General features: G+C 64.5%; 30 protein-coding genes and 2 pseudogenes. 30 read left to right on the top strand and 2 right to left on the bottom strand.

What is annotated here, in order from left to right:
- Positions 1 to 19: 19 nt before the first annotated feature.
- The 7 genes from IE209_RS19395 (at position 20) to IE209_RS19365 (ending at position 5,936) form a co-directional block, all read left to right on the top strand.
- Positions 20 to 301, top strand: coding sequence for a helix-turn-helix transcriptional regulator (locus IE209_RS19395; RefSeq protein ID WP_003107109.1), 282 nt, complete (start codon positions 20 to 22; stop codon positions 299 to 301).
- Positions 302 to 327: 26 nt separating this feature from the next.
- Positions 328 to 1,185, top strand: a complete 858-nt coding sequence (locus IE209_RS19390) for a replication initiator protein A (RefSeq protein ID WP_189688561.1) — start codon at positions 328 to 330, stop codon at positions 1,183 to 1,185.
- Between the two features lie 301 nt (positions 1,186 to 1,486).
- Positions 1,487 to 2,098: a ParA family partition ATPase gene (gene parA, locus IE209_RS19385; protein WP_189688560.1), complete on the top strand. Its 612-nt coding sequence runs from the start codon at positions 1,487 to 1,489 to the stop codon at positions 2,096 to 2,098.
- Positions 2,095 to 2,370, top strand: a complete 276-nt coding sequence (locus IE209_RS19380) for a chromosome partitioning protein ParB (protein ID WP_189688632.1) — start codon at positions 2,095 to 2,097, stop codon at positions 2,368 to 2,370. Before parA ends, IE209_RS19380 begins: the two co-directional genes overlap by 4 nt.
- Complete coding sequence (locus IE209_RS19375) at positions 2,367 to 2,912, top strand: DUF2840 domain-containing protein (RefSeq protein WP_189688559.1); 546 nt, start codon at positions 2,367 to 2,369, stop codon at positions 2,910 to 2,912. The genes IE209_RS19380 and IE209_RS19375 overlap by 4 nt, the downstream gene beginning before the upstream one ends.
- A complete protein-coding gene (locus IE209_RS19370) occupies positions 2,909 to 3,508 on the top strand; it encodes a S26 family signal peptidase (RefSeq protein ID WP_189688558.1) in 600 nt (199 codons plus the stop codon). Before IE209_RS19375 ends, IE209_RS19370 begins: the two co-directional genes overlap by 4 nt.
- A gap of 445 nt (positions 3,509 to 3,953) precedes the next feature.
- Positions 3,954 to 5,936 (top strand): relaxase/mobilization nuclease and DUF3363 domain-containing protein, encoded by a 1,983-nt coding sequence (locus tag IE209_RS19365; protein WP_189688557.1) that lies wholly within the window; start codon positions 3,954 to 3,956, stop codon positions 5,934 to 5,936.
- A 47-nt stretch (positions 5,937 to 5,983) separates the two neighbouring features.
- On the opposite strand, the pseudogene IE209_RS19360 reads toward IE209_RS19365, so the two are convergent.
- Positions 5,984 to 6,918 (bottom strand): annotated as a pseudogene (locus IE209_RS19360) (LysR family transcriptional regulator).
- 138 nt (positions 6,919 to 7,056) lie between these two features.
- On the opposite strand from IE209_RS19360, the gene IE209_RS19355 reads away from it, so the two are divergent.
- Positions 7,057 to 7,446: a RidA family protein gene (locus IE209_RS19355; protein WP_189688556.1), complete on the top strand. Its 390-nt coding sequence runs from the start codon at positions 7,057 to 7,059 to the stop codon at positions 7,444 to 7,446.
- Between the two features lie 36 nt (positions 7,447 to 7,482).
- Here IE209_RS19355 and IE209_RS19350 read toward each other — a convergent pair whose 3' ends face one another.
- The gene (locus IE209_RS19350; protein WP_189688555.1) at positions 7,483 to 7,896 is read right to left on the bottom strand and encodes a winged helix-turn-helix transcriptional regulator; all 414 of its coding nucleotides are present in this window, start codon (positions 7,894 to 7,896) and stop codon (positions 7,483 to 7,485) included.
- A 91-nt stretch (positions 7,897 to 7,987) separates the two neighbouring features.
- Between IE209_RS19350 and IE209_RS19345 the strand changes: the two genes are divergently transcribed.
- The 22 genes and pseudogenes from IE209_RS19345 (at position 7,988) to IE209_RS34440 (ending at position 26,626) form a co-directional block, all read left to right on the top strand.
- On the top strand, positions 7,988 to 8,875 hold the full coding sequence (locus IE209_RS19345) for an NmrA/HSCARG family protein (RefSeq protein WP_189688554.1): 888 nt from the start codon (positions 7,988 to 7,990) through the stop codon (positions 8,873 to 8,875).
- A gap of 36 nt (positions 8,876 to 8,911) precedes the next feature.
- Positions 8,912 to 9,856 (top strand): LysR family transcriptional regulator, encoded by a 945-nt coding sequence (locus IE209_RS19340; protein ID WP_189688553.1) that lies wholly within the window; start codon positions 8,912 to 8,914, stop codon positions 9,854 to 9,856.
- Positions 9,853 to 10,026 (top strand): hypothetical protein, encoded by a 174-nt coding sequence (locus IE209_RS19335; RefSeq protein WP_189688552.1) that lies wholly within the window; start codon positions 9,853 to 9,855, stop codon positions 10,024 to 10,026. The genes IE209_RS19340 and IE209_RS19335 overlap by 4 nt, the downstream gene beginning before the upstream one ends.
- Positions 10,027 to 10,037: 11 nt before the next feature.
- A complete protein-coding gene (locus IE209_RS19330; RefSeq protein ID WP_229882946.1) occupies positions 10,038 to 10,673 on the top strand; it encodes a CPBP family intramembrane glutamic endopeptidase in 636 nt (211 codons plus the stop codon).
- Positions 10,674 to 10,722: 49 nt separating this feature from the next.
- On the top strand, positions 10,723 to 11,433 hold the full coding sequence (locus tag IE209_RS19325) for a class I SAM-dependent methyltransferase (protein ID WP_189688551.1): 711 nt from the start codon (positions 10,723 to 10,725) through the stop codon (positions 11,431 to 11,433).
- A 57-nt stretch (positions 11,434 to 11,490) separates the two neighbouring features.
- A complete protein-coding gene (locus IE209_RS19320) occupies positions 11,491 to 12,450 on the top strand; it encodes a quinone oxidoreductase family protein (protein ID WP_189688550.1) in 960 nt (319 codons plus the stop codon).
- A 125-nt stretch (positions 12,451 to 12,575) separates the two neighbouring features.
- Complete coding sequence (locus tag IE209_RS34235) at positions 12,576 to 12,701, top strand: hypothetical protein (RefSeq protein WP_257721455.1); 126 nt, start codon at positions 12,576 to 12,578, stop codon at positions 12,699 to 12,701.
- Complete coding sequence (locus IE209_RS19315; RefSeq protein WP_189688549.1) at positions 12,698 to 12,961, top strand: EexN family lipoprotein; 264 nt, start codon at positions 12,698 to 12,700, stop codon at positions 12,959 to 12,961. The genes IE209_RS34235 and IE209_RS19315 overlap by 4 nt, the downstream gene beginning before the upstream one ends.
- 236 nt (positions 12,962 to 13,197) lie before the next feature.
- On the top strand, positions 13,198 to 15,210 hold the full coding sequence (locus tag IE209_RS19310) for a conjugal transfer protein TraG (RefSeq protein ID WP_189688548.1): 2,013 nt from the start codon (positions 13,198 to 13,200) through the stop codon (positions 15,208 to 15,210).
- The gene (locus tag IE209_RS19305) at positions 15,207 to 15,671 is read left to right on the top strand and encodes a ribbon-helix-helix protein, CopG family (RefSeq protein ID WP_189688547.1); all 465 of its coding nucleotides are present in this window, start codon (positions 15,207 to 15,209) and stop codon (positions 15,669 to 15,671) included. The genes IE209_RS19310 and IE209_RS19305 overlap by 4 nt, the downstream gene beginning before the upstream one ends.
- On the top strand, positions 15,668 to 16,744 hold the full coding sequence (gene trbB, locus IE209_RS19300) for a P-type conjugative transfer ATPase TrbB (protein WP_189688546.1): 1,077 nt from the start codon (positions 15,668 to 15,670) through the stop codon (positions 16,742 to 16,744). Before IE209_RS19305 ends, trbB begins: the two co-directional genes overlap by 4 nt.
- Entirely contained in the window at positions 16,741 to 17,133 is a 393-nt protein-coding gene (locus tag IE209_RS19295) for a TrbC/VirB2 family type IV secretion system protein (RefSeq protein ID WP_189688545.1), read from the top strand. The genes trbB and IE209_RS19295 overlap by 4 nt, the downstream gene beginning before the upstream one ends.
- Positions 17,130 to 17,402 (top strand): VirB3 family type IV secretion system protein, encoded by a 273-nt coding sequence (locus IE209_RS19290; protein ID WP_189688544.1) that lies wholly within the window; start codon positions 17,130 to 17,132, stop codon positions 17,400 to 17,402. Before IE209_RS19295 ends, IE209_RS19290 begins: the two co-directional genes overlap by 4 nt.
- 12 nt (positions 17,403 to 17,414) lie before the next feature.
- Positions 17,415 to 19,874 carry a conjugal transfer protein TrbE gene (gene trbE, locus IE209_RS19285; RefSeq protein WP_189688543.1) on the top strand — a complete coding sequence of 820 codons (2,460 nt, stop codon included), beginning with the start codon at positions 17,415 to 17,417 and terminating at the stop codon, positions 19,872 to 19,874.
- Positions 19,871 to 20,596 (top strand): P-type conjugative transfer protein TrbJ, encoded by a 726-nt coding sequence (gene trbJ / locus IE209_RS19280; RefSeq protein WP_189688542.1) that lies wholly within the window; start codon positions 19,871 to 19,873, stop codon positions 20,594 to 20,596. Before trbE ends, trbJ begins: the two co-directional genes overlap by 4 nt.
- 11 nt (positions 20,597 to 20,607) lie before the next feature.
- Positions 20,608 to 20,949 carry a hypothetical protein gene (locus IE209_RS19275; protein WP_189688541.1) on the top strand — a complete coding sequence of 114 codons (342 nt, stop codon included), beginning with the start codon at positions 20,608 to 20,610 and terminating at the stop codon, positions 20,947 to 20,949.
- Positions 20,946 to 22,315 (top strand): annotated as a pseudogene (gene trbL, locus IE209_RS19270) (P-type conjugative transfer protein TrbL). The gene IE209_RS19275 and the pseudogene trbL overlap by 4 nt, the downstream one beginning before the upstream one ends.
- A gap of 12 nt (positions 22,316 to 22,327) precedes the next feature.
- Positions 22,328 to 23,032, top strand: coding sequence for a conjugal transfer protein TrbF (gene trbF, locus IE209_RS19265; RefSeq protein WP_189688540.1), 705 nt, complete (start codon positions 22,328 to 22,330; stop codon positions 23,030 to 23,032).
- The gene (gene trbG, locus IE209_RS19260) at positions 23,029 to 24,033 is read left to right on the top strand and encodes a P-type conjugative transfer protein TrbG (RefSeq protein WP_189688539.1); all 1,005 of its coding nucleotides are present in this window, start codon (positions 23,029 to 23,031) and stop codon (positions 24,031 to 24,033) included. Before trbF ends, trbG begins: the two co-directional genes overlap by 4 nt.
- 2 nt (positions 24,034 to 24,035) lie before the next feature.
- On the top strand, positions 24,036 to 25,316 hold the full coding sequence (locus IE209_RS19255; RefSeq protein WP_189688538.1) for a TraB/TrbI/VirB10 family type IV secretion system protein: 1,281 nt from the start codon (positions 24,036 to 24,038) through the stop codon (positions 25,314 to 25,316).
- Positions 25,313 to 25,555: a DUF2274 domain-containing protein gene (locus IE209_RS19250; protein ID WP_189688537.1), complete on the top strand. Its 243-nt coding sequence runs from the start codon at positions 25,313 to 25,315 to the stop codon at positions 25,553 to 25,555. Before IE209_RS19255 ends, IE209_RS19250 begins: the two co-directional genes overlap by 4 nt.
- Before the next feature lie 687 nt (positions 25,556 to 26,242).
- On the top strand, positions 26,243 to 26,626 hold the full coding sequence (locus IE209_RS34440) for a DUF2946 family protein (RefSeq protein ID WP_373305385.1): 384 nt from the start codon (positions 26,243 to 26,245) through the stop codon (positions 26,624 to 26,626).

The following is a 26,626-nucleotide window of genomic DNA, read 5'->3' as shown; positions in this document are numbered from 1 at the left end:
AACGATGGAGGTTCACACCATGCGTCCCGCTCCTTTGCGGCCTGCCGCCACTGTCTCGACCGCTGCCGCGCAACCTCAACGCTATCTCACCAACGACGAAGCCGCCGAGTACCTACGCCTATCGCCGCGCACGCTCGAAAAGCAGCGCGTGATTGGCGGTGGCCCGCGCTTTCGCAAGTTCGGCCGCCGTGTCATGTACGCCGTGGCCGACCTCGATGCCTGGGCCGCCGACCGCAGCTTCGAGACGACTTCCGATCCCGAATACGCCGAGCACCACTCGGCCGACAGCCGTGCGCGCTGATCGGCGGCGCGCGGCAGGCCATCGCCATGTCCAGCACCGCGCTGCCGTCCCGGCAGCGGCCGTTGCAAGAACGCGAACAGCTCGACCTGTTCCGCGCCTTGCCCGGCGACATGGCGCCGCGCGACAGCCAGGACTTGATGGCCTATCCGTTCTTCTCGCTGGCGAAGTCCAAGCGGGTCAAGCCCATCGACTTCCGTGCCGGCAACGTCACGATCCGCGTGGAGGGCACGGCCGAGCACGGCATCGCCACGATTTGGGATGCGGACGTACTGATATGGGCGGCCTCGCAGATCGTGGAGGCGCAGGACGCGGGCCTGCGGCCGTCGCGGCTGATGCGCGCCACGCCCTACGAGATCCTGCGCTTCATCGGGCGCGGCAAGTCGCTGCGCGACTACCAGCGCCTCAAAGCCGCGCTGGATCGCCTGCAATCCACCACGGTGGCCACGTCCATCCGCGAGACGACCGGGCGGCGCCTGCATCGCTTCTCGTGGATCAACGAGTGGAAGGAGCTGGCCGACGCCAGCGGCACGCCGCTGGGCATCGAGCTGATCCTGCCGGACTGGTTCTATGCCGGCGTGCTCGATGCCGCCCTAGTGCTGACCATCGACCCAGCGTACTTCCGGCTGACCGGCGGCATCGAACGGTGGCTGTACCGCCTGGTGCGCAAGCACGGCGGGTGGCAGGAGCACGGCTGGCAGTTCGACTTCCGCTACCTGCACCAGAAATCCGGCAGCACCGCCAAGCCCTACGACTTCGCCTGCGACCTGCGCGCGCTCGCCGCGCGGCAGTCGCTCCCCGGCTACGTCTTGGGCATCGAGCGGATGCCGGACAGCGGTGCGGAACTGCTGACGTTCCGGCCCGTGCCGCCCACGGCACGGGGATAACTCCGGGACAACCTGTGAATGGTGTCGTGCTATCAGGCGTGCGGGGTATCGTGCTATCAGGCGTGGCACTATCGTGCTATCAGGCGTGCCAATCGACTGCAAACCCGCGCCAGCATTTGGTTTGCGCGTCCTCTAACTACCTAACTTCAAAATCTCTAACTTGTAGTAGAGCAGCGCCGTTTCGGTGGACAACTTCCGAAAGGCAAAAAGCGCCGCAGTCTCGAAGGCAAGAACAGCCCCAAAACCAACCCCGTTCGGCAGGGCAAGAACAGCCCGGTTCTCCAAACTGGAGGGCCGCGCCATGATCCTCGCGGTTCTCACGCTCGCCACGCACATCGCGGGTGAACTCGCGCTGCGCGGCCAGCACGTCATCCTGCTCGATGCCGACCCGCAGGGTTCATCGCTGGACTGGACGCAGCGCAGAAGCCAGCAGGGCTTGCCACGGCTGTTCAGCGCCGTAGGGCTGGCCCGCGAGACGCTGCACCAGGAAGCGCCGGAGCTGGCCCGACGCGCCGATCACGTCATCATCGACGGCCCGCCGCGCATCGCCGCCCTGGCGCGCTCCGCGCTGCTGGCGGCCGAGCGCGTGCTGATCCCGGTGCAGCCCAGCCCCTACGACGTGTGGGCCAGCGCCGAGATGGTGGCGCTGATCCGCGAGGCGCAGGTGTTCCGGCCTGCGCTGCGCGCAGCCTTCGTCATCAACCGGCGCATCAGCACCACCATCATCGGGCGCGAAGCGCGGCAGTCGCTGGCCGAGCAACCGCTGCCGGCGCTGCACGCCGAGGTGCGCCAGCGCATCGTCTTCGCCGACAGCGTGGCCGCCGGTCGGCTCGCACGCGAGACGGCACCCGACAGCGCCGCCGCACGCGAGATCGCCGTGCTCACCGATGAACTGCTGCGGTGGCCGACATGACAGCGAAGCGGCCACCGAACAGCAAACGCACGGCCAAGCGCGTCGGCATCGGCGCGCGTCCGCCTGCGAATCCGCACGCCGAGGCGTGGATTCGCCAGGGCGACGCCGATGCACTCAACAAGGGCGACCTCTACACGGCCCGCCTGACGCTCGACATCACGCCCGCCATGCGGGCGCGCATCAAGGTATCGGCATTCATGCGAGGCGTGACCGTGGCCGAACTCTTGCGCGCTCTGCTGGAACGGGAATTCCCCCCGGAGAGCACGCCATGAACGTATCCGCTTTACCTGCGGCGCACGCGCCCACGGCTACATCGCAGCCCGCGCTTTCGACACTCGCCGTACAGGCCGGCAACGTGCCGCTGACGCGCGTCTCGCTGGCCTACATCGAACCGCGCTTCAAGCTCTACCTGCGCTTCGGCGAACCGGCCCGCACGCTCCAGCTCGACCGCTGGCGGCGCTGCGCCGTGTTCCTGCCGAACGCGATGCTCTGCCGCATCCGCTGGCAGGCCAACGACTACGGCAGGATTCGCTGGCAGCTCATGGTGATGCAGGCCGCCACGCCGCTCGATGCGGTGCAGCGCATCCCCGGCGTGCAGCCGGGCGCGCGCCTGCTGCTGCACGCCGAAGGCGATGCCAACGTGCGCGCCGTGCTGAAACGCATCGACGGCATCGAGGCGCTGGGCATCGCACCCGCCGCCACGTCGCCCGCGTACTGGCACACGCTCGCCAACCGGCTCGCGGCGCGCTCGCCGCTGCCCGAATACACGGCGGAACGGCACGCCGCCTGGCTGGCTGGAAAGGTGTTGTCATGACCGTCCCGACCACCACGGCCAACGCGCTCGCCGTTCCGCCGCGTCCTCGCCCGCGCCTGCGCGCTCGCATAGTCGTGGCGACACTGGCCGCCATCGGCTTCGCTGCGCTCGCCTGGGCGGCTTTCGTGTCGCCGCTGCCGCGCCTGACCTACAACCCGTCCGACAGCGTGGCGGTCGGCTGGTATCGCATCGAACAGTTCGCCCCGCGCACCGCCTCGCTGCCAAGTCCGCTGTCCGTGGACAGCATCGTGTTGGTGCCGCTGCCCGCCAAGGCCGCCATGCTGGCTGCGCAGCGCGGCTACCTGCCGACGCGCGTGCCGTTGCTCAAACGTGTGGGCGCGGCCGCGCCACAACACGTCTGCATCGTCGCCGGTCAGGTTCACATCGACCGCGTGCCGGTGGCCGCCGCGCTGCTTGCCGACCGGCAGGGCCGGCCGCTGCCATCCTTGCAGCTTTGCCGCCGCCTCGAACCGGGCGAGCTGTTCCTGTTGAGCGCGACCAACCCGGCGTCGTTCGACAGCCGCTATTTCGGCCCGGTCAGCGCATCCGCCGTGATCGGCATCGCGCATCCGGTCTGGCTGGAGTCGCGCCCATGATGGCCGACTCGCTGCACGTTGCCGTGCATCTTGTCGTGCCATCGGGCGTGTCGTTCTACTGTTCGTCGCCGTGTCGTCGCGCGTGCAGTGCGGGTGCATTCGCAACGCACTTCGCGCTGCCTTCGGCGCAGCCGTCCAGTGTGCAGGCGTCTTGCCTCGAACGTGCCTGGCCTGCGGCCATCGGCGCGTTCGCCGGCGGGCTGGCTGCAAGCAGCGCAGCGCCACCGGGCCGCCGACGCCCGGAGCGACAGCGAGGGGCAAAGGCGGAAGGCAAGACAAAAGGACGCGGCACCGGGCCGCGTCGAAAGCCAGTCTGCACGTGGGGGTTGCGCGGCACGCAGCGGCTTCGCCGCCGTGCCGCTTGTGGCGCGAGGCCCGCGCCAATGCAGGCATGTCCGCGTGCTTCACACGACCGGACACGCCAGAGCTTGCAAGGAGCGCAGCCATGACCGACCGCCGCGACGACGATTTCCGGGTGCGCCCCAGCGCTCCGAAGAACCGGGGCAAGGGCCAGGGCCAGAGCTTCGTCTCCAAGGTGCTCAAGCAGGCGGGCAAGGCCAGCAGCGGCAAGTCCTCGTTGCGCCGTCCGGTATCGGCGCGTGGCACCGGCCAGCGGCCCGGCTCGCGCCTGGGGCGCGGGCACACGGCGGCGCGCTTCGCGGGGGCGAAGCTCACTCCCATGTCGCGGCGCGTGACCATCAAGACGCTGCTGGTCAACCAGCGCCAGGCCAGCCCGCAATCGCTCGCCAAGCACCTGCGCTACATCGAGCGCGATGGTGTGGGCCGCGATGGCGAACCGGGCCAAGCCTACGGGCCGCAGACCGATGCGGCTGACCTCGACGCCTTCAAGGAACGCTGCGCCGACGACCGGCACCATTTCCGCTTCATCGTCTCGCCCGAGGACGGGGCCGAACTGGACGACCTGCGTACCTACACCCGGCATCTGGTGAACCGCATGGAGGCCGATCTGGGCACGCGGCTGGATTGGGTTGCGGTGGATCACTGGAACACCGACAACCCGCACACCCACCTGATCGTGCGCGGGCGCGACGACACCGGCAAAGACCTCATCATTGCCGGCGACTACATCGTCCACGGCTTCCGCCACCGGGCCGCCGAGCTGGCGACCGAATGGCTGGGGCCGCGCACCGAACTGGAGATCCAGCAGACCTTGGGGCGCGAGGTGGAGCAAGAACGGTGGACGGGCCTCGACCGGACTCTGCAACGCGAGGCCGGCGATGACGGCCGAGTGCAGATCGAACGCTTCAATGAACCGAGGCTGCAACGCCAACGCCTGCTGCTGATCGGCCGCCTGCAACGCTTGCAGCGCCTGGGCCTGGCCGACGAGATGCAGCCCGGCACCTGGGCCATTCATGCCGATGCCGAGAAGACCTTGCGCGCCCTGGGCGAGCGTGGCGACATCATCCGCACCATGCAGCGCGCCATGAGCGGCCAGCCGCGCGAGCTGGCGGTGTTCGAGCCGGGCGACGACGGCCGCACCATCGTCGGCCGCGTCGCTGCCAAAGGGCTGGCCGACGAGCTGCACGACCGCGGCTATCTGGTCATCGACGGCGTGGACGGCAAGGCCCACTACGTCGCGTTGAACGCCCGCGACGAGCTGGCGAACTATCTCACCGGAGCCGTGGTGGAGGTACGCGGTTCCACCGAGGTGCGAGCGGCCGACAGGAACATCGCCACGCTGGCGAGCGATGGCCTGTACCGCACCGATCATCACCTGGCGATCGAGCAGGGCCGGGCCAAGCCCGGCCGCGACCCGCAGGAAGTCGTGGCGGCGCACGTCCGCCGGCTGGAAGCCCTGCGCCGGGCCGGCATCGTGGAGCGCGTGGCCGATGGGCTCTGGAAGGTGCCGGACGACCTGGCCGAGCGTGGCCGCCAGTACGACGCGCAACGGCTGGGCGGCGTGGCCGTGGAGCTGAAATCGCATCTGCCCATCGAACGGCAGGCCCGCGTGATCGGGGCCACCTGGCTGGATCAGCAATTGATCGGCGGCGGCAAGGGCCTGGGCGAGTTGGGCTTCGGCGGCGAAGCCCGACAGGCGCTGCAACAGCGCGCAGACTTCCTCGCCGAACAGGGGCTGGCCGAGCGGCGTGGGCAGCGCGTGATCCTGGCGCGCGACCTGCTAGCGACGCTGCGCAATCGGGAATTGGCGCAGACCGCGAAGGACATTGCTGCCGAAACCGGCCTGGAGCATCGGCCCGTCGCCGACGGTCACCGCGTGGCCGGCATCTACCGGCGTTCGGTCATGCTCGCCAGCGGTCGCTACGCGATGCTGGACGATGGCATGGGATTCAGTTTGGTACCGTGGCGGCCGGTAATTGAACAGCGGCTGGGGCAGCAGATCTCTGCGATGGTGCGCGGTAATGGGGTGTCTTGGGAAGTCGGACGGCAGCGTGGAATTTCGATTTAACAGGTCGGCTGTATAGCGACTAATACCGCTACAGGAGGAGCAACGAATCAGGGGCTGGGATGTCGTTGCTGGTTGCTGGAATTCGGTGCGTGCTGCTGCATCAGCTCAATGATCCAATCAATAAAAACTCGCAGCTTGGCACTGACATGGCGGTTCGGTGCAAATGCCAAGTACAGCGGCATTGGATTGAACCGCCATTGTTCAAATAGCGGAATCAAGGCGCCACAAGCCTGATGTGCTGCCGCCATATAAGTGGGCAGCGCAATCACTCCTAACCCCGCTAACCCCGCTTCGAGGTAGGCATTTCCATCATCCACTGCGAGCACATAGCTGCTCCTGATTTCAATACGCTCACTCTCACGATGCATTACCAAAGGATCAATCTTACCGGTACGTGAGGACAGAAATCCCACTATGCGATGGTTGGTGTTTTCCAACTCTTGCGGATTCGCGGGAGTGCCGAGGCGTTTCACATAACTCGGTGCGGCGTAGGCGGCGATTTGCAAATCGCCGACATGGCGTGCGATCAGGGATTGATCGTTGATTTCACCACCACGCAAGACGCAATCCACGTTGTCGCTGATCAGATCCACCGCTCGGTCGCTCACGCCCATGTCGAACTATCAGGGTAGCGCGCGTGGAAATCCGGTAGCGCCGGCACCAGGACGAGGCGGGCCAGCGGACTGGGCACATCCACACGGAGGCGCCCTCTGGGCGTGATCGTCGCACTGGACAAGCTGGTTTCGGCATCCTCCATGTCTGCCAAAAGGCGGACAACACGCTCGTAGTACGCCACGCCATCGGGAGTAACACCGAGCTTGCGGGTGGTGCGATGGAGCAACTTGACGCGCAGGCGTGCTTCCAACTGCTGGATGAGCTGCGTCACCGTGGTTTTGCTCATATGAAGTGTTTGGGCAGCCTTTGTGAAGCTACCCGCCTCCACCACACGAGCAAAGGCGCGCATCGCGTCGAAGCGATCCATTCTTCATCCTCTCTTTCCGCAGATTGTTTGTATTTTACAAACAATGATGAACAGAGTCGCCTGTTTATTCACCCGAGCCAGCACCTGTAAAGTGCCTTTTTTTCATTGGCCAGAGTTCGCTATTGCAAAGGCACAAACATGACAACACGCGAAGCAGTTTTCCCCCTCGATCGGCAGGCGCTTTATGAGCGCAACCGATATTCACCGGCCATCAAATCCAACGGATTCTTGTTTGTTTCGGGCCAGGTTGGCAGCCGTGAGGATGGTTCGCCTGAACCTGACCTCAAAGCGCAGATCAGGCTGGCATTCGATAACCTTAGTGCTGTTCTTATGGCGGCGGGCTGCACATTCAGTGACGTGGTTGACGTCACCCTCTTTGTCGTCGATCCGGAGTCCAACCTCGACGCTATCTGGAGTGTCCTTCCAGAATACTGGGGAGAAGCGCCTTATCCCACTTTGACTGGGATTGGCGTGACGTGGCTTTACGGATTCCAGTTCGAGATTAAGGTGATTGCCAAACTACCCTGACTCCCGCACCCGTAAGGCTTGCTGCCCAACTATGCATCAGCGCTTGTTGGTATCGTAGGTTTGACGCAATTGCTTTACACGCGGAAGGTTTTCTCTGATCCACAAGTTGATGCCTTCCAGCGCACGGAACATGCTTTTCCCCATATCCGTGATCTCATATTCCACACGCGGAGGTACTTCGGGAAAATAGTGGCGTTCTACCAAGCCATCTCGTTCCAGGTTTCTCAAGGTCAGCGTCAGCATGCGCTGTGTGATGCCTTCCACCTCGCGCTTGATCTCGGAAAACCGCAGGCGACGATCATCTGCGATGGCCAGACGCCAGATAACCTGTACGGTCCATTTATCACCGAGTCGCGTGCAGATTCCGTTGGAGGGAATCGGCTGGAATGATGAATCGTCTTCAAGACGTTCACTGAGGTAGTCCGGTCCTGCTTGGTCCAAGAGTTTCATTTTTGTGCCTGAGGTTAAAAAAAGTGCCGTCTTCCGTAATTCAGAGATAGAGGAAAGAATACGACATTCTCATTTTTTTCCGAGCTGAATCATGAACGAAGTACATCGCCCTATCTTGGTTTTCGGAGCCACCGGCCGGCAAGGCGGATCAGTGGCCAAGGCGCTGCTGAAGGTCCACTGGCCTGTTCGCGCTTTTGTGCAAGACCCGTTCGAACCTGCCTCAGTTGCGCTGCATGAGGCAGGCGCCGAGCTCGTGCAAGGATCATTGGAAGATGCCGACGTCATCGCGGCAGCCATGAAGGATGCGCACGGCGTTTTCAGTGTGATGCCAGCCAACCTGTCGGCAGAAGATGAAGTCCGTTATGGAACACGCGTCGCTGACCTTGCAGCAAAGAGCCACGTCGATCATTTCATCTACTCCTCGGGCGCAAGCGCTGGCGACGCACCGACAGGCGTCTCGCGCTTCGACGCTAAGCCGCGTATCGAAGCATACATCCGCGAACTGCCGCTGACGACCACCATCATCCGTCCCATGATCTTCATGGAGATGCTTGTTCGACCTGGCTTCGGCCTCGATGAAGGGCGGTTGGTCTCCCTGATCCACCGCGATCATTCGATCCAACTCACCGCCGTGCAGGACATCGGGAAAATCGTTGCCGCCATGTTCGCGGACAAGGCGCGGTTTGCCGGCAAGACGCTGAAGATCGCCAGTGATCGTGTGACGGGCCTTGAGCTGGAGGCTGTGTTCTCGGAAGCGGCAGGTAGGCCCATCAACTATTTCCGTTTCCCGGACGAGGTTCTGGCCTCCAACGCCGATCTGGCCCATATGGCGTCAAGCCTGCAAGATGGCCCTCTCTCAGAGGAAGTAGACCTCGATTTGATGCGGGAGATCAATCCTGAACTTGTCTCGTTGCGTGCATGGTTGATGGGAGTGGGACGAGAGAAGCTTGAAGAAGCGCTGTGCAGGAAGCAAGCATAGATAGGCTGCACCAGAAAGATAGGAGGATGCACATAGATGGAATTTCGCCACCTTCGCTGCTTCCTGGCCGTTGCTGAAGAGCTCCACTTCGCCCGCGCCGCCGAGCGATTGCATATCGAGCAATCTCCGCTGTCGCGTGCGATCAAGGAATTGGAAGAGGAGCTGGGCGTGCTGCTGTTTGCTCGCACCACACGCAGCACTAGACTGACCCGTGCGGGCAAACGGTTCCTGGATCATGTGCCGCGTGTCTTCGCAGCCTTGCAACAGGCGCGTGACAGTGTGAAGGCGGTAGCCAATGGTTTCGATGGACAATTGCGTGTCGCCTTGTCGGACGGGATCACGCCGTCGCGCTTGCCGGCCCTGCTAGCGCTGTGCCGGCAGGAGGAACCTGAAGTCGAAATCCGCCTGACCGAAGTGCCGCTTTCGCAGCAGATCAAGGGCCTGCATGACGATCTATACGATGTAGGATTTTCCCGCTCCAATGAAGGCGACGATGGCATCGTTGTCTCGCCTGTCTGGAATGATCCGCTGATGGTCGCTGTACCGGAGCGTCACCCCTTGCTGGTCCATAAGCGCATCCCATTGGAAGAATTGCTGCGCTATCCCTTGGTGTTGGCCGATCCGCAGTCATGCGAGGGCCATGCGCGGCAGGTGGATAGCGTTCTGCGCGGTGTGGACATGGAACCGATGGTGGTAGAGCGCGTATCGAGTTGCGACTTAATGATGGCGCTGGTATCGGCCGGCTTCGCGCTGGGACTTACTGGTGCCGCGCTCATCACCGCAAGCCGAGAGCAGGGTGTCGTCGTGAGACCATTAGCTGGTCGTTCGCCAATGCTAACGACCTACCTGCTGCGCTTGGATGCACAGCCCTCAGAGACGCTGGCTCGCTTCATCGAGCGTGTGCAGGCCATCGAGTCATCCGAAATCATCAGACCAACGCCAGGAAATATGTCTGATCCTGATGAGGAATCAGAACTATGAAGAAGGCGATGCAACTCTTGCCAACCATGGCGCTGACCGTGATGTGGCCGCCCGCACAGGCATCCATCGTCGTGGCGATCTATCCGGTAGAAATCGAAGCCTCCAGTAGCAAGCGCAACGACACCATTGCCGCTATTGACCAAGCTGCTGTCATGGCGGTGACGCCGTGAATGGATCAGGGTTGCCAGAGATCGCTATCGCATTAATCAGCTACCTGTTGCTGCTTCTGCTGATCGCATTGTTACTCGTGCTGATGCCGGACGAACAGTCCGCTTGGCGTGGCATCGTGGGGATGGCTGCCAATGGTGTTGCTGGCATGCTCGCCTTATTGGCTGCATATGCACTGCGCATTCGAGACTTTCAGGCCTTCGGGTTCAAAGCCGCGAGGTCGCGTTGGCTAGCCATAGGTGTTGTGCTTGGTATTGCCGCATTCGGGTTGAGCGTTCTGGCAGAGCACGTGTACTTCCTGTTCGTCACCGAGCAGAACACGCAGGGCGACTTCCAAGCTGCGGCACGGGATGGCCCGATGATGCTCCTCACCTTAATCCTCATGGGGGGCATACTAACGCCGCTGGGTGAGGAAGCCTTATTCCGTGGCGTTATCGCCAATGCACTGAACCGATACGGCGCATGGGCCGGAGTGGTGGGCAGTGCAATGATCTTTGCAGTCGTCCATGGATTTAGCGTTGTCCTGCTAAATGCCTTTATCGTTGGCCTCTTAACCGGGTTCTTGTTTCGCAGGACTCAATCCATCTGGCCTGGGTTCGTTGTACATGCCATCTTCAATGGTATTTGGTTGTTGATCTACAGTTTCTGATAATGCTTGGATAAAAATCGTATTAGGCAGCAAGAATGCGGAGAAAAGAATGAATCAAGAGGAAGTTAAGGCGCTATTCGATCAACAGGCCGCCAGCTACGAGATGCAGTGGGCCAAAACGGCAGCGATCAAAGATTGCTTGTACCTCCTTCTTGAGTCGTTGTTTGCCGAGTTGCCTGCTGACGCACGAATTCTCTGTGTCGGAGTGGGAACAGGAGCGGAGTTGGCCCACCTTGCTCGGAAGAATCCTGCATGGCGGTTTACTGCAGTAGAGCCTTCCGGCCCTATGCTTGATGGTTGCCGACAACGGGCAGAGGAGGACGGGTTTACGTCTCGTTGTTATTTCCACGAAGGTTATCTTGATTCGCTCCCTGCCATTGGGCTTCATGACGCGGCCACTTGCTTTCTGGTGTCTCAATTCATTCTCGACCAGCAAGCGCGATCAGGATTCTTTCGGGAAATATCTAGCAAACTCAAGCCGGGAGGAATTCTTGCTAGTTCTGATTTGGCTTCGGATGTGGCATCGCCAGAATATGAAGTATTGCTTCGCGCCTGGATGAGCATGATGGCATCGTCAGATATTTCACCTGAGGGGATAGACCGCATGCGCAAAGCGTATGCCAATGATGTTGGCGTTCTTCCGCCAATTAAGATTGCATCAATAATTGAGGCTGGAGGTTTCGAACCTTCCGTGCAGTTTTTTCAGGCCGGATTGATTCATGCATGGCTGTCAAAACGTGCCCTGAGCAATGTCGCCTAACAATTCAAGCGTTCGCTCGCTACTGATCAAACGCATCGACGACAGAGATGAACCATTATGAAAGCAGCAGTTTATGACGCGGCGGGAGCTCCCGGCGTCTTGAGGTATGCCGATATTCCCACCCCAACGGTCGGACCTAACGACGTACTGATTTCCGTTGAGGCGATCTCAATTGAAGGTGGCGACCTGATCAACCGCCGCTCGACTCCGCCACCTCAGTCTTCCTGGGTTGTCGGATACGCGGCGGCGGGCACAGTGGTGGCGACTGGATCGAATGTCACAAGCCGCAGAGTAGGGGATCGGGTCACGGCATTTGACATGCAGGGCTCGCATGCTGCGCTCTGGGCTGTGCCAGCGGGGCGTACATGGCGCATACCCGATGGAGTGGATGCAACGGATGCGGCGGTATTGCCGATCTCGTTCGGGACGGCGCATCACTGCCTTTTCGCGCGCGGCGGACTCGCACGCGGAGAAACTGTCCTCATCCAGGCGGCAGCCGGCGGCGTGGGCCTTGCCGCCGTCCAACTTGCCGCGCAAGCCGGTGCCACGGTTATCGCCGTGGCCAGTGGAACGCAGCGAAGCAGCCGGCTGATTGAACTCGGCGCCAGCCATGTCGTGGATCGTACTGCCCATGACGTCGTAGACGCCGTCCGGCAGATCACCCATGGCGTTGGCATCAACCTCGTCGTCGATCCGGTGGGAACAACGCTGCAGGATTCTCTTGCTGCGCTGGCTCCCGAGGGACATCTTGTTTTCGTCGGCAATGCTGGTGGTGGCAACTTGGCTGTCGATCTGTGGCCAGCCATGCAGGCCAACCAGACGCTCTCGGGCGTGTTCATGGGGCCGCTTTTTGAGAGACTTGCTGTCCGTTCAACCGTGGACGAGCTTTTGCAGGCTGTTGCCGACGGACGTATACGCACCGTCATTGACCGAACATTCCCCTTGGCGGAGGCCGCTGCGGCCCATGCCTATGCGGAAACGGCCAAGCCGCTGGGCCGCATTGTCATGAGACCGTGAAACCTGTTCGCAGCATGTTGCCATGCATGCGAAGGACTGCTGCTCATCGAAAACTGGAATGCTGTTGACGTGGGCTGCGTTTCGTCAGCCGAGGTCCGAATGTTGGTATCCAAATCAATCGTCTGTTGCCCGCTCGTCCGGCTGAAACGCCGGCTCAGTTCATCGAACGGGTGCAGGCCATTGGCTCGCCCGAAGCTGACAAGCCGATGCCGTACGACGATCCCGAATCCCTGGAGAAGCCTGAATCATGAAGACGGCCTTTGCGTTCGCGCTGGTTGTGGTGCTGACAGGATGCGGCCCGAAGGATGGGGCAGAGAATAAAGACGTGCAGAGTGTTGAAGAACTGGCATCCGATCCCGTACGCCTGAAAGAGCTGCGCCAGCAGTGCAGGACTGATCGTGCCACGTTGGGCGACGTGTTGTGCAACCGGGTGGCCGAAGCCACCCGTAAGCGGTTTTATGGCGACGGCGATACGCCCTACACGCCGCTGAAGGAGCCGCCCAAGTTCTGATTGCAGACAATTCGACACAAAACTTCTGTTTTTCCGCTCAACACGCCGCAATGCGCCTTTGCTTGCGGCGTTTTTCTTTGGTTCGACACCGCGCGAACTCTGTCTTGTTGCTCGACCTTTCTGCTGAAAGCGGTCTTTGACCGGCACTGACCCGGCACCGAACCTGACGCCTGCGGCACGTCCTTGTGCCGCTCTTTCCATGAGGAAAAAGCGCAGTAGAAATCGGAGGCCAGGTCATGCAAGGGACGAACGTGCTGTTCGGTCAGATCGCCGTGGTATTCGGCATCGTGATCGCCGGAGTGTGGGGCGGCACACAATGGACAGCAGCGGCCCTTGGCTATCAAGTACGCCTTGGCTCGCCCTGGTTCGATTTTCTTGGCACGTCGATCTACCACCCGTGGAAGCTGTTTGAGTGGTGGTTCTTCTTCGGCGCGTATGCGCCGGAGGTGTTCGACACCGGCGGCGCCATTGCCGGCGCCAGCGGCATGGTCGCCGTGGGCGTTGCCATCGCCATGTCGGTATGGCGCTCGCGCCAAGCGCGCCTGGTCACGACCTACGGCTCTGCGCGCTGGGCCAACGCGCAGGACATTCGCAGGTCTGGCCTCACGCAGCCTGCCGGCGTGTTCCTGGGCCAGCACGATCGCCAGTACCTGCGGCATGAAGGCCCGGAACACGTCCTGACCTTCGCGCCCACGCGCTCGGGTAAGGGCGTGGGCCTGGTAGTGCCCACCCTGTTGAGCTGGCCCGCGTCGGCCGTCATCCACGACATCAAGGGCGAGAACTGGCAGATCACCGCCGGCTGGCGCTCGCGATTCTCGCATTGCCTGCTGTTCAACCCGACCGATGCGAAGTCGGCGGCCTACAACCCGCTGCTGGAGGTGCGGCGCGGCGCGCATGAGGTGCGCGACGTTCAGAACATCGCCGACATTTTGGTCGATCCCGAAGGCGCGCTGGAGAAGCGCAACCATTGGGAAAAGACCTCGCATGCGCTGCTGGTCGGCGCCATTCTGCATGTGCTCTACGCGGGTGAGGACAAGACGCTGCGCGGCGTCGCCAACTTCCTGTCCGACCCGGCCAGCCCCTTCGAGCTGACCTTGCACCGGATGATGACTACGCCCCACCTCGTGAACGTGGGAGGTGGTGGCCCGCATCCCGTCGTCGCTTCGGCGGCGCGCGAAGTGCTCAACAAGTCGGACAACGAACGCTCGGGCGTGCTCTCCACGGCCATGTCGTTCCTAGGGTTGTACCGCGATCCCACCGTTGCCGAAGTCACCTCGCGCTGCGACTGGCGCATCGCCGACCTGATCGCGGCCGAGCATCCGGTGTCGCTGTACTTGGTGGTGCCGCCTTCGGATATTTCGCGGACGAAGCCGCTCATTCGCCTGATCCTCAACCAGATCGGGCGGCGCCTCACCGAATCGCTCGATGGCTCCGACGGCATCGCGCGCCGCCACAAGCTGCTGCTGATGCTCGATGAGTTCCCGGCGCTGGGGCGCCTGGACTTCTTCGAGACGGCGCTGGCCTTCATGGCGGGGTACGGCATCCGCAGCTTCCTCATCGCCCAAAGCCTGAACCAGATTGACAAGGCATACGGGCAGAACCATTCCATCCTCGACAACTGCCACGTCCGCGTGACGTTTGCGACGAACGACGAACGCACGGCCAAGCGTATTTCCGAGACGCTCGGCACCGCGACCGAGCTGCGCGCGCAGCGCAACTATGCCGGCCACAGGCTCGCCCCGTGGCTGGGGCACCTCATGGTGTCGCGTCAGGAGACGGCTCGCCCGCTGCTGACGCCGGGCGAGGTGATGCAGCTTCCGCCCGACGAAGCCGTGGTGATGGTGTCCAGCGTGGCGCCGATCAAGGCGAAGAAGCTGCGCTACTACGCGGACAGCAATTTCAAGCGCCGCGTATTGCCACCGCCTGCACTGGCGGACGGGCAGTACGCAGATGCGCCGCCATCGCGGCCTGACGACTGGAGCGGCCTGGCAATTCCCGCCGTGCCCGTCGCGCCTGCGGCCGATACCGCCAGGGGCTTCGCTGCCTCCGCCGACGACGGAGGCCAGCGCCGTCAGCCCGAACTCTCCGAAACCGTCGCCTATGCCCCCGAGCTGGCCGCGCCTGCGGCCGACCTCGCGCTGCTCGACGACGACGACCTGCCGCTTCCTCTCCCGCGCCAGTTCGATCCGGCCATGCAGCGCACGGCCCGGCTGGCTTCCCTCGACCCCAACGACGGAATCGAGCTATGAGCCACTACCGCCTGAACCTCTTTATCCAGCCCGAGCACGCCAAGCGGCTCGATGAACTGGCCGCCAAGAAAGGCGTCTCCAAGTCCAGCATCGTCGCCGCTGCCTTGGCGTCCTGGCTGTCGCCGGACGCAGCCGACCAGCGCGAGGCGGCTATCGCTAAGCGCCTGGATCGCCTGTCGCGCCAGGTCGAGCGGCTGGAACGCGACCAGAACATCGCCATCGAGACGCTGGCCCTGTTCATTCGCTACTACCTGACCGTGAGCACGCCTGTTCCCGAGGCGCACCAAGACGCCGCTCGCGCCCAGGGCAAGGCGCGCTTCGAGCAGTTCGTTGAGCAGTTGGGCCGCCACCTGCTGCGCGGGCGCAGCCTGGTGCGCGACGTGGTGGAAGAACTGCACCCCGACCCGATGCGAATGGAGGACGCGGCGGCAGCCGCGCAAGCGCAGGAGCGTGCGTCATGAGCGCCCCCCTTCCCATTGGAGGGCAGTCCATGAGCGCCACGTCGCTCGATCGCCGCATCCAGATGCTGCGCACGGCGATGGGGCCGCTGATCGCCGCCGCGCTCGAAGACCCGGACGTGGTGGAAATCATGCTCAACCCCGATCGCACCCTTTGGGTGGATCGGCTGTCGTCGGGCCGCGCGCCGATGGGCGTGGAGCTGTCCGAAGCGGACGGCGAGCGAATCATCCGCCTCGTGGCCGCCCACGTCGGCGCGGAGGTACATCGCGGCCAACCGCTGCTGTCGGCAGAGTTGCCCGAGACGGGAGAACGCTTCGAGGGCATCTTGCCGCCGGCTGCGCCGGGGCCGGCCTTCGCATTGCGCAAGCGGGCTACCGGCGTAATCCCGCTGGCGCGGTACGTCATCGACGGAATGATGACCAGCGCCCAGGCGGGCTTTCTCGTTCGCGCCGTGCGCGAGCGGCAGAACGTCTTGATCGCCGGCGCCACCAGCAGCGGCAAGACCACGCTCGCCAATGCCTTGCTCGCGGAAATCGCCGCCACCGGCGACCGCGTGCTGGTGCTCGAAGACACGGTGGAGCTGCAATGCGCCGCCCGCGACCACGTTCCGCTGCGCACGCGCGCAGGCGTGGTGTCCATGACCGAGCTGGTGCGCTCGTCCATGCGCCTGCGCCCGGATCGCGTCGTCGTGGGCGAGGTGCGCGGCGCCGAGGCGCTGGATCTCATCAAGGTGTGGGGCACGGGCCACCCCGGCGGCATCGCCACGATCCATGCCGGCTCCGCGCTCGGCGCGCTGCTGCGCCTGGAGCAACTGATTCTCGAAGTGGCGGTGAATCCGCCCCGTGCGCTGATCGCCGAGGCGGTCGACGTGGTGATCCACATCGGTGGGCGCGGGCGCAAACGCCGCATCGAGAGCATCGTCCGTGTCGTCGGCTTCGACGGTGTGGGCTACCGATTGGCCGATTGGGGGGCGGACGCGCTGGACACGCCGTTTCCCGAGTTGTCGCCAAACCCCGATGCCGCACCAGCTGCGGCGACTTCCCCATCCCCTGACTCACTTGGAGAACTGCCATGACGCAGACGACCGTTCCTGCTTTCCGTGTTTCCGTAAATCCGCTTTCGCACCCGTCCAACCTGGCGCGGTTGCGCAGCCTGGCCCGCCCTGCGGGGCAAGGGCTGCTGCTGGCCGCGCTGCTGCTGTTCCTGGCCGGAACCGCACAGGCCGCCGGTTCCTCGATGCCGTGGGAAGGCCCGCTGCAATCCATCCTCGAATCCATCCAGGGGCCGGTGGCGCGCATCGTCGCGGTCATCATCATCATCGCCACCGGCCTCGCGCTCGCCTTCGGCGACACGTCGGGCGGATTCCGCAAGCTGATCCAGATCGTGTTCGGTCTGACCATCGCATTCGCGGCTTCGAGCTTCTTCCTGTCGTTCTTCAGCTTCTCCGGCGGGGCCGTCGTATGAGTGCCCCGGACACCTTCGCGGTCGGCTTCGAGGTGCCGCTGCATCGGTCGCTCACGGAGCCGATCCTGCTGGGCGGTGCGCCGCGCACCGTGGCGATTGCCAACGGCACGCTGGCTGCCGCTGTCGGGCTGGGCCTGCAACTGTGGATTCCGGGCGTGGCGCTCTGGATCGTCGGCCATTCGCTGGCGGTGTGGGGCGCGCGAGTCGATCCGCAGTTCATGGCCGTGTTCGCCCGGCACATCAAGCACCGCCCGCTGCTGGACGTGTGAGGGGACGCCGCCATGCTGAACCTCGCCGAATACCGCCAGCGCCCGGCGCTGCTCGCCGACTGGCTGCCCTGGGCCGGGTTGGTCGCGCCGGGCATCGTCTTGAACAAGGACGGCAGTTTCCATCGCACGGCCCGGTTTCGCGGGCCAGACCTCGACAGCGCGACGCAAGGCGAGCTGATCGCCACGTCGGCGCGATTGAACAACGCACTGCGCCGCATGGGTTCGGGCTGGGCGCTGTTCATCGAAGCCGAGCGCCGGCTTGCCGCCGACTATCCGCACTCGGAGTTCCCCGAGCCGCTGTCGTGGCTCGTGGAGGAAGAACGCCGGGCCACGTTCGAGGAATCGGGCAGCCACTTCGAGAACGGCTATCACCTGACGCTGGTGTACCTGCCGCCCGAAGAATCCCGCGCTCGTGCAGCCAAGATGCTCTACGAGAACACGCCGACGAATGGCGTGGACTGGCGCGAGCGGCTGCAAGCCTTCGTCGCGGAAACCGATCGCGTCTTCGACCTTCTCGATGCCGTGATGCCAGAAATTGCCTGGCTCGATGACAGCCAGACGCTGACCTACCTGCACGCCACTATCTCGACGCGGCGCTACCGCATCGGCGTGCCCGAAGTGCCGTTCCACATCGACGCGCTGCTGACCGACTCCGCGCTGGTCGGTGGCCTGGCGCCCATGCTGGGCGACCAGCACCTGCGCGTGGTGTCGGTGCGGGGCTTTCCGACCTCGACCTGGCCGGGGATTCTGGACGACCTCAACCGCCTCGGCTTTGCCTACCGCTGGAGCACGCGCTTTCTCTGCCTGGACAAAGCCGAGGCGGAACGGGAGTTGGGACGCCTGCGCCGCCAGTGGTTCGCCAAGCGCAAGAACGTCATCGCGCTGCTGCGCGAAACGATCTTCCAGCAGGAAAGCCCGCTGGTGGATACCGACGCGAACAACAAGGCGGCTGACGCCGACGCCGCCTTGCAGGAGTTGGGCAGCGACCAAGTTGCCTTCGGCTACCTGACGGCGACCGTCACCGTCATGGACACGGACGCTGCCGTGGCGGACGAGAAGCTGCGCATGGTGGAGCGTGTCATCCAGGGCCGGGGCTTCGTGACCATCCCGGAAACGCTCAACGCCGTGGATGCGTGGCTGTCGTCCATTCCGGGGAACGCCTACGCCAACGTGCGTCAGCCCATTGTCTCGACACTGAACCTGGCGCACATGATGCCGGTTTCGGCGGTATGGGCCGGGCCGGATAAGAACGAGCATCTGGACGGCCCGCCGCTGATCGTCACACGCACCGATGGCGCCACGCCGTTCCGGCTGGTGACGCACATCGGCGACGTGGGCCACACGCTGGTCGCGGGGCCGACCGGCATGGGCAAGTCGGTCTTGCTCGCCACGCTGGCGATGCAGTTCCGCCGCTATCGCGGCTCGCGCATCTTCGCGTTCGACATGGGCCGCTCGATGCGCGCCACGGTTCTCGGGCTGGGCGGCGAGCACTACGACCTCGGGACGGATGGCGACATTGCCTTCCAGCCCTTGGCACGCATAGACCGGGAGGGCTACCGCACCTGGGCGGCCGAATGGATCGAAGGCCGCTTGCTGCATGAGGGCGTGGCGGTCGGCCCCGACGAGAAAGCGGCTATCTGGTCGGCGCTGGGAAGCCTCGCCGGTGCGCCATTGGAGCAGCGCACGATGACGGGGCTTTCCGTGCTGCTGCAATCGAACACGCTGCGGCAGGCGCTGTCGCCCTATGTGCTCGGCGGTGCCCACGGCAAGCTGCTGGACGCCGACCATGACCGGCTCGGCATGGCCGACGTGCAGTGCTTCGAGATGGAGGAGCTGATGCACAGCAAGGCCGCCGTCATGGCCGTGCTGCATTACCTCTTTGCGCGCTTCGATGAACGATTTGACGGTGCGCCCACGCTGCTGATCCTCGATGAAGCGTGGCTGTTCCTCGATGACCCGGTGTTTGCCGCGCGTATCCGGCAATGGCTCAAGACGCTCAGGAAAAAGAACGTCAGCGTCATCTTCTCCACGCAGAGCCTCGCCGACGTCAAGGAATCGAGCATCGCGCCCGCGATCATCGAGAGCTGCGCGAGCCGCATTTTCCTCGCCAACCCGCAGGCGACCGAGCCGCAGATTCGCACGATCTACGAGGGCTTCGGCCTCAACAGGCGACAGATCGAGATCGTCGCGACCGCGCAGCCCAAGCGCGATTACTACTACCAATCCCGCCTCGGCAACCGTCTGTTCGACCTCGACCTGGGACCGGCGACGCTGGCCTTCGCCGGCGCTTCCACACCGCAAGACCAGCGCGACATGGATCGCGTGCTGCTGGATGCCGGCGTACCCGGCTTCGCGGGCGCCTGGCTGCGCCATCGCGGCCTCGATTGGGCGGCCGCCCTGCTGCTCTCGTTCCCCGGCCTTGCGCCGGATTCCCTCCGTACCACCCACCCCTCACAGGAGAGCCTGTCATGAAGAAGCGCCTTATCGCCGCCGCCGTCGCGGCCATGCTTTGCACCGCCACCGCCCATGCGCAATGGGTCGTGGTCGATCCCACGAACCTCGTGCAGAACACGCTGACCGCGATCCGCACGCTGGACCAGATCAACAACCAGATCCAGCAGCTCCAGAACGAAGCGCAGATGCTGATGAACCAGGCGCGCAACCTCGCCAGCCTGCCGTCCAGCGTGGTGAACCAGTTGCGCGCCAATCTGGCGACGACCGAGCGGTTGATCGCCCAGGCCCGAGGCTTGGCCTACGGCGTGACGAACCTCGATCAGGAGTTCGCGCGGCTGTATCCCGAGCAGTACGCCGCCACGATCAGCGGCGACCAGATGTACCGCGACGCGCAGGAGCGTTGGCGGAACACGCTCAACGGCTTGCAGACCACGATGCAGATGCAGGCCCAGGTGTCGCAGAACCTGGGCGAAGACGAAAGCGTGCTGGCCGACCTCGTGGGCAAGAGCCAGTCGGCCGAAGGCGCGCTGCAAGCCATGCAGGCCATGAACCAGTTGCTGGCCTTGCAGGCCAAGCAGTCGATCCAGTCGCAGCGGCTCCAGATCACGCAAGACCGGGCGACTGCGCTGGAACTGGCACGGCAGGCGGCGGCCACGGAGCGCGCCCGCGAGGTGCGGCGGCGCTTCCTCGGGGAAGGCACGCCGTACACGCCGCAGTCCGTCAACTTCTACCGCGACTGACGGGGGCCGACATGCGATGCGTCCTCGCCCTGTCTGTTCCGGTGCTGGTGCTGCTGGCCGCCTGCGGCGAGCAGCCGGCCGACCACCTTGCCGATGCCCTGGCCGCCGATCCCGTGCGGCTCAAGGCATTGCGCGCGCAATGCGCGGCCCATCCACAACAGGTCATGCAGGCCACGGGCGAGGACACCTGCCGCGCCGCCGCTGAAGCCTTCCGGCGGCGCTCCTTTTCCGGCGAGGCGGGGCTGGATGAATACCAGACGCTGGCCGACCTGCCGCCGATCCCGCCGAGCTTCGATGAGTCGGCCGATGGCGTAGCGCCGGCACCGCCGACCGAACCGGAGGGCACGCCATGAATGACGTGACCATCATCGACCAGTTCCTCAACACCTTCTCCGCTTACATCGACTCGGGTTTCGGGCTGCTGCGGGGCGAAGTGGCCTTCCTCACCGCCACGCTGATCGTCATCGACATGACGATCGCCGGGCTGTATTGGGCCATGAGCCACGCCACCGGCCAGGGCGAGGACGTGATCGCCAAGCTGCTGCGTAAGGTGCTCTACGTCGGTGCCTTCGCCTACATCCTCAACAACTTCAACTGGCTGGCCAGCATCGTGTTCCGTTCGTTCGCGGGGCTGGGCATCACCGCCACCGGCTCGGCCATCACGATGGAGAACTTCTTGCAGCCGGGCCGGCTCGCCAAGACCGGCATCGACGCCGGGGCGCCGATTCTGGAGCAGATCGGCGAGATGGCCGGCTTCCCCGAAGTGTTCGTGAACCTCGACCCCATCGTGGTGATGTTCCTCGCGTGGCTGGTTGTGGTGCTGTGCTTCTTCGTGCTGGCGATCCAGCTTTTTATCACGCTGATCGAGTTCAAGCTGACCACGCTCGCGGGGTTCGTACTGGTGCCGTTCGCGCTGTGGAACAAGACCAGCTTTCTCGCCGAGAAGGTGCTGGGCAATGTCGTGGCCGCCGGCATCAAGGTGCTGGTGCTGGCCGTGATCGTCGGCATCGGCTCGGGCCTGTCTCGCAGTTCCAAGTCCATCCTGCCGAGCCGAATATCGACCACGCGCTGGTCATCATGCTGGCCTCGCTAACCTTGCTGGCGCTCGGAATCTTCGGCCCTGGCATCGCCACGGGCCTCGTGTCCGGTGCGCCCCAGCTCGGCGCGGGCGCGATGGCTGGTGCCGCTGTCGGCGCAGCCGGAACGGCGGTGGCTGTGGGTGCGGCGGCTACTGGCGTGGGTGGTGCGGTGGCCGCTGGTGCCCGAATGGCCCCGGCCGCCGCCAAGCTGGCCGGCAGCGGCGCGCGTGCCGCCACGTCGGCGGCTGGCAGCACGAAGTCGGCGTTCCAAGCGGGTTCCGCCGCAGCAGGCGGCGGTGCCAAGGGTGCGATGGCCGGCTTGGGCAACGTCGCCAAGACCGGCGCGCAGTCCGCCGTACGCGCTGCTGCATCCCGCGCTTCTGCTGCCGGGCAGCGCATGGCCGCGCCGTTCCGCGCCGGCTGGCATGGCGACGCTGGCGCGTCAGCCGGCCAGGCCGCCACCAGCGAAACGCCGGCGCGCGCTGCCGCTACACAGACGCCCGAGCAGCCTGCTTGGGCCAAGCGGCTGCAACGCCGCCAGCAACTCACCCATGCCGCGACCACCACCGCCCACACGCTGCGCGGTGGCGATGGAGGCAGCTCCGGCCAAGGGCCGAGCCTGCGCGATTCGGACTCTTAAGGAGAACTGACCATGCGATTCAAGAAGCCGCAGGTGCGCTACGCCGACACGCCGCAGCCTGCCACGCCGTACCAAGCTGCCGGTCAGGTATGGGACGACCGTATCGGCTCGCCGCGCGTGCAGGCGAAGAACTGGCGGCTGATGGCGTTCGGGTGCCTGACGCTCGCGCTGCTGATGGCAGGCGGCCTGATGTGGCGCTCGGCGCAGTCCATCGTGACGCCCTACGTCGTGGAGGTGGACAACGCGGGCCAGGTGCGCGCCGTCGGCGAAGCGGCCACGCCGTACCGACCCAGCGATGCACAGACGGCGCACCACATCGCGCGCTTCGTGACGCTGGTGCGCTCGCTGTCCATCGACCCCATCGTCGTCCGCCAAAACTGGCTGGACGCCTACGACTACACGACCGACAAGGGCGCGGCCGTGCTCAACGACTACGCGCGGGTCAACGACCCGTTCGCGCGCATCGGCAAGGAGTCGGTAACGGTGCAGATCACCAGCGTCGTGCGCGCCAGCGACACGTCTTTCAACGTGCGCTGGACGGAACGCCGCTACGTCAACGGCGCCGCGGCCGGACTGGAGCGGTGGACGGCTGTCGTGTCCATCGTGCTCCAGCCGCCGCGCACCGAAGAACGCCTGCGCAAGAACCCCCTGGGCATCTACGTCAACGGCTTGTCTTGGAGCCGCGAGTTGGATTCTTCCGAAGGAGCCAGACCATGAATGCACTTTTCCGTAAATCCGCCTTGCCGGTGATCCTGCTTGCATCGACTGTTCTGTTCACGGGCTGCGCCACGCAAGGCAAGCCACCGCCAACCATCTTGCTCGATGAGCCGGTGCAGGCCCAGCCGCTGCCAGAGCCGCCCGCGCCGGTGGAGGTGGTGGTCGTGCCCGAGGTGCTGCCGATGCCGGCGCAGTTGAAGCCGTTGCCCGAAGCCGAGGACGCCAAGCCTGTCCCGGAGCCGGCAGACGAGAGGGTGCGCGTTTCGCGCGCCAATGCCGAGGCCCGCGTCGCGCCCACGCGCGAGGGCTACGTCAACGCGATTCAGGTGTGGCCCTTCACTGATGGCGCGCTGTATCAGGTCTATGCGGCCGTGGGCCGCGTGACCGTGGTTTCGCTCCAGCCGGGCGAGGAACTGGTGACGGTGGCCGCCGGCGATACCGTGCGCTGGATCGTGGGCGACACGTCCAGCGGCAACGGCGCCGACTTGCGCGTGAACGTGCTGGTCAAGCCGATTCGCTCGGGCCTCAAGACCAATCTCGTCATCACCACAAGCCGCAGGACGTACCTGCTGGAGCTGGCTTCGACGGAAAAGACGTGGATGGCATCGGTGTCCTGGGAGTACCCGCGCGACCGGATGCTGGCGCTACAGCGCCAGGCGCAGGCGGCCAGCGCCGCCGCGCCGGTCGATACCGGGCTGGCGCTGGAGAACCTGCGCTTCCGCTACGCGATCAGCGGCAGTAATTCGTCGTGGAAGCCGTTGCGCGCCTTCGACGACGGGCAGAAGGTCTATATCCAGTTCCCCGCCGGCATCGCGCAAGGCGAGCTGCCGCCGCTGTTCGTGATCGGGCCGGAAGGCGACGGGCAACTGGTCAATTGCCGTTTCCGCTCGCCGTACTACATCGTGGATCGGCTGTTCGGTGCCGCCGAACTGCGCCTGGGCGGTGACAAGGGCGACGTGGTGCGGATCGAGCGCACAGATGGCGTGGCACGGAGGAACTGACAATGAGCCAGGATGACACCCCCGACCTCGCCACGCCGCAGGCGGGCAAGGTCGCGCCCGAGGCGGTGGTGCTTCGCGCCCAGCCGCGAGCTGTGACCCGGTTGAACCGGCGCACGCTGGCCGTCCTCGTCGGCGGCCTGTCGGTCGCCGTGCTCGGGGCCACGATCTGGTCGCTGCAACCGCAGCGGCGTGGTGCGGGCGAGCAGACCGAGCTTTACAACGTCGATCGCGTCTCGAAGTCCGAAAGGCTGGACGGCCTGCCGGCCGACTACTCCAAGCTGCCGCCGAAGATGCCCGAGCTGGGACCGCCGCTGCCGGGCGACCTTGGCCCGGCCATCGTGAATTCGCAGCAGCCGGCCGTGGCCGCTTACGCGGCCCCCGGCCACGATCCGAACGATGCCTTGCGCAAGGAAGCGGAAGCCGCAGCGGCTTCGTCGGTGTTCTTCCGCTCGGGCGGCCAGGGCCAGGCCGCCGCCACGGCCACGACGGCGCAGACGGCGCCGGGTGTGCCTGGCGCTGCCAACACGCTCGCGGCCTTCGATCCACTCGCGGCTGGGCCGGCCTCGGTGGCGGCCCAGCTTGCCGCCCCAGCCACTGCGCAGATCCGGCAAGACCAGAACGAGGCGTTCCTGCAAAGCGGTTCTACGGAAACCCGCAATTCCGGCCATCTGGCGTTGCCGGCGTCCCCGTATCAGGTGATGGCCGGAACGGTGATCGCGGGCGGGCTGGTGACGGGCATCAAGTCCGACCTGCCGGGCGACGTGATCGCCACGGTGACGGAGCCGGTCTTTGACACTGCCACGGGCAAGTTCCTGCTGATCCCGCAGGGATCGCGCATCCTCGGGCGCTACAACAGCCAGGTCAGCTACGGGCAGAGCCGCGTGCAGGTGGTGTGGAACCGAATCATCCTGCCCGACACGTCCTCGCTGACGCTCGACAACCTCGTGGGCACCGACCCGGCCGGCTACGCCGGCTTGGAAGACGACGTGGACTGGCACTGGAAGCGTATCGTCGCCGGTGCGGTGCTGACGACGCTGCTGGGCGTGGGTGCCGAGCTGGCCGCGCCGGAAAACCGCCAGGACGGCAACCGCATCGTCATCGCCGGGCGCGATAGCGCACAGGACAGCATCAATCAGGTCGGCCAGGAGATCACCCGGCGCAACATGAACATCCAGCCGACGTTGACCACGCGGCCGGGCCTGCCGGTTCGCATCATCGTCAACCGGGATCTGGTGCTGCGGCCCTACCAGCCGCTGTTCTTCAATCGGGGAGCTTCGCAATGAGCGTGACCAAGAAGCTGCGGCTCGGGCCGCTGCCCAAGACCGAGAACGTCAAGCTGACCTTTGCCTGCCCGGGCAGCCTGAAAGCCGACCTCGACCGCTACGCCGCGCTGCACGCGCAGGCGTATGGCGAGGCGGTCGATGCAGAGAAGTTGATCCCGCACATGCTGGAGGCTTTCATGGCGGGGGATCGAGGTTTCAAGAGGGGAGGGCAGGCAACGCCGAAGCCACCGGCGAAGTGAGGCTTGGAGGAAGACCGCTGTGCTTGTCTGCGCTATCCTAGGCGGTGATTGACGATGGAGTTGCCAGAGTCGTCGCCCCTCGAATCCTTCCATCTTCCGCACCAGACAAAGCTCTTGTCGGATGACGGTAAAAGCGACGGTAATGGCCCATGTCGATCATCGCAAATCCCTTTAACCACGCGGGCTTGCGTGGCCTGTTGATGATCGAGTGGGGGCGCAGGGTGGCTCAGCGCTTGTGGGCGAAGCGCAGCGTAGTGCCATTGAAGGACGTTTAGCTTGCCTATAGCCCTTTCCAAATCTCACTGCCAAAGGCTGTCCAGGCATTCTGCAGTCCATAAGGGCAGCGCTTCCGGAGGGCAATATGCCCCGCACCATCCCGCTGCCGTCCAATAGTACATGGCCACAACGGCTAACCGACGTCAAGTGCCAGCCTGTGGCCGAGTCAAGGCCAAAGGTGCGTCAGGTGTTTTGCCCTTTGCCGCTGGGCAACGCGTCCGAAGGCGCGGCGAACCCGCAGCGCGTGTTCGACTATATGGGTCGGGCCGGCCCCGCAGGGACTGCTGTGCGTAGGTGATTGCTGATTAATTGCGCCGAGATCGGCGAAATACGGGTGTCCTTTGGCTTCGGCTTCCAAGCTGAATTGCGCAGGGCGAACGACAACTAACGCCTTTCCTCTACAATTGAGCGATGGTCAGCTTTCGCGCAATCCTGCTGTGGCTCATGATGCTCGCGGTGCCCTTTCAGGCGTACGCTGCGGCAGCCATGACGCTTTGCGGCCCGGACGCGAATCCGCATGCCGCGGTTAGTACGCTGACTACCGATGACCACCACGTCAGCCATGTAGCCGCCGAGAGCCATCATCATGATGGCCAGTCTGGCGCGCACCATGATGATGGTGGCCCGGACCAGAGCCACAGATGTGGTAACTGTGCCCCGTGCCATGGTGTGGGTCTTACGCCGACCCTTGCTGCAGTCAACAGTCACAGCCCACCACAGGCTGAGCTCGTAGAGCCTCTCTATCCGCCGGCGTCCGTTACGCCGAGCGTTCCCCACAAACCACCTCGCGCGTGA

It is taken from the genome of Pseudorhodoferax aquiterrae (genome assembly GCF_014652235.1).
GTDB lineage: Bacteria > Pseudomonadota > Gammaproteobacteria > Burkholderiales > Burkholderiaceae_C > Pseudorhodoferax > Pseudorhodoferax aquiterrae.
The sequence above is the reverse complement of the archived record's forward strand: the minus strand, read 5'-3'. Positions and strand labels throughout refer to the sequence as shown.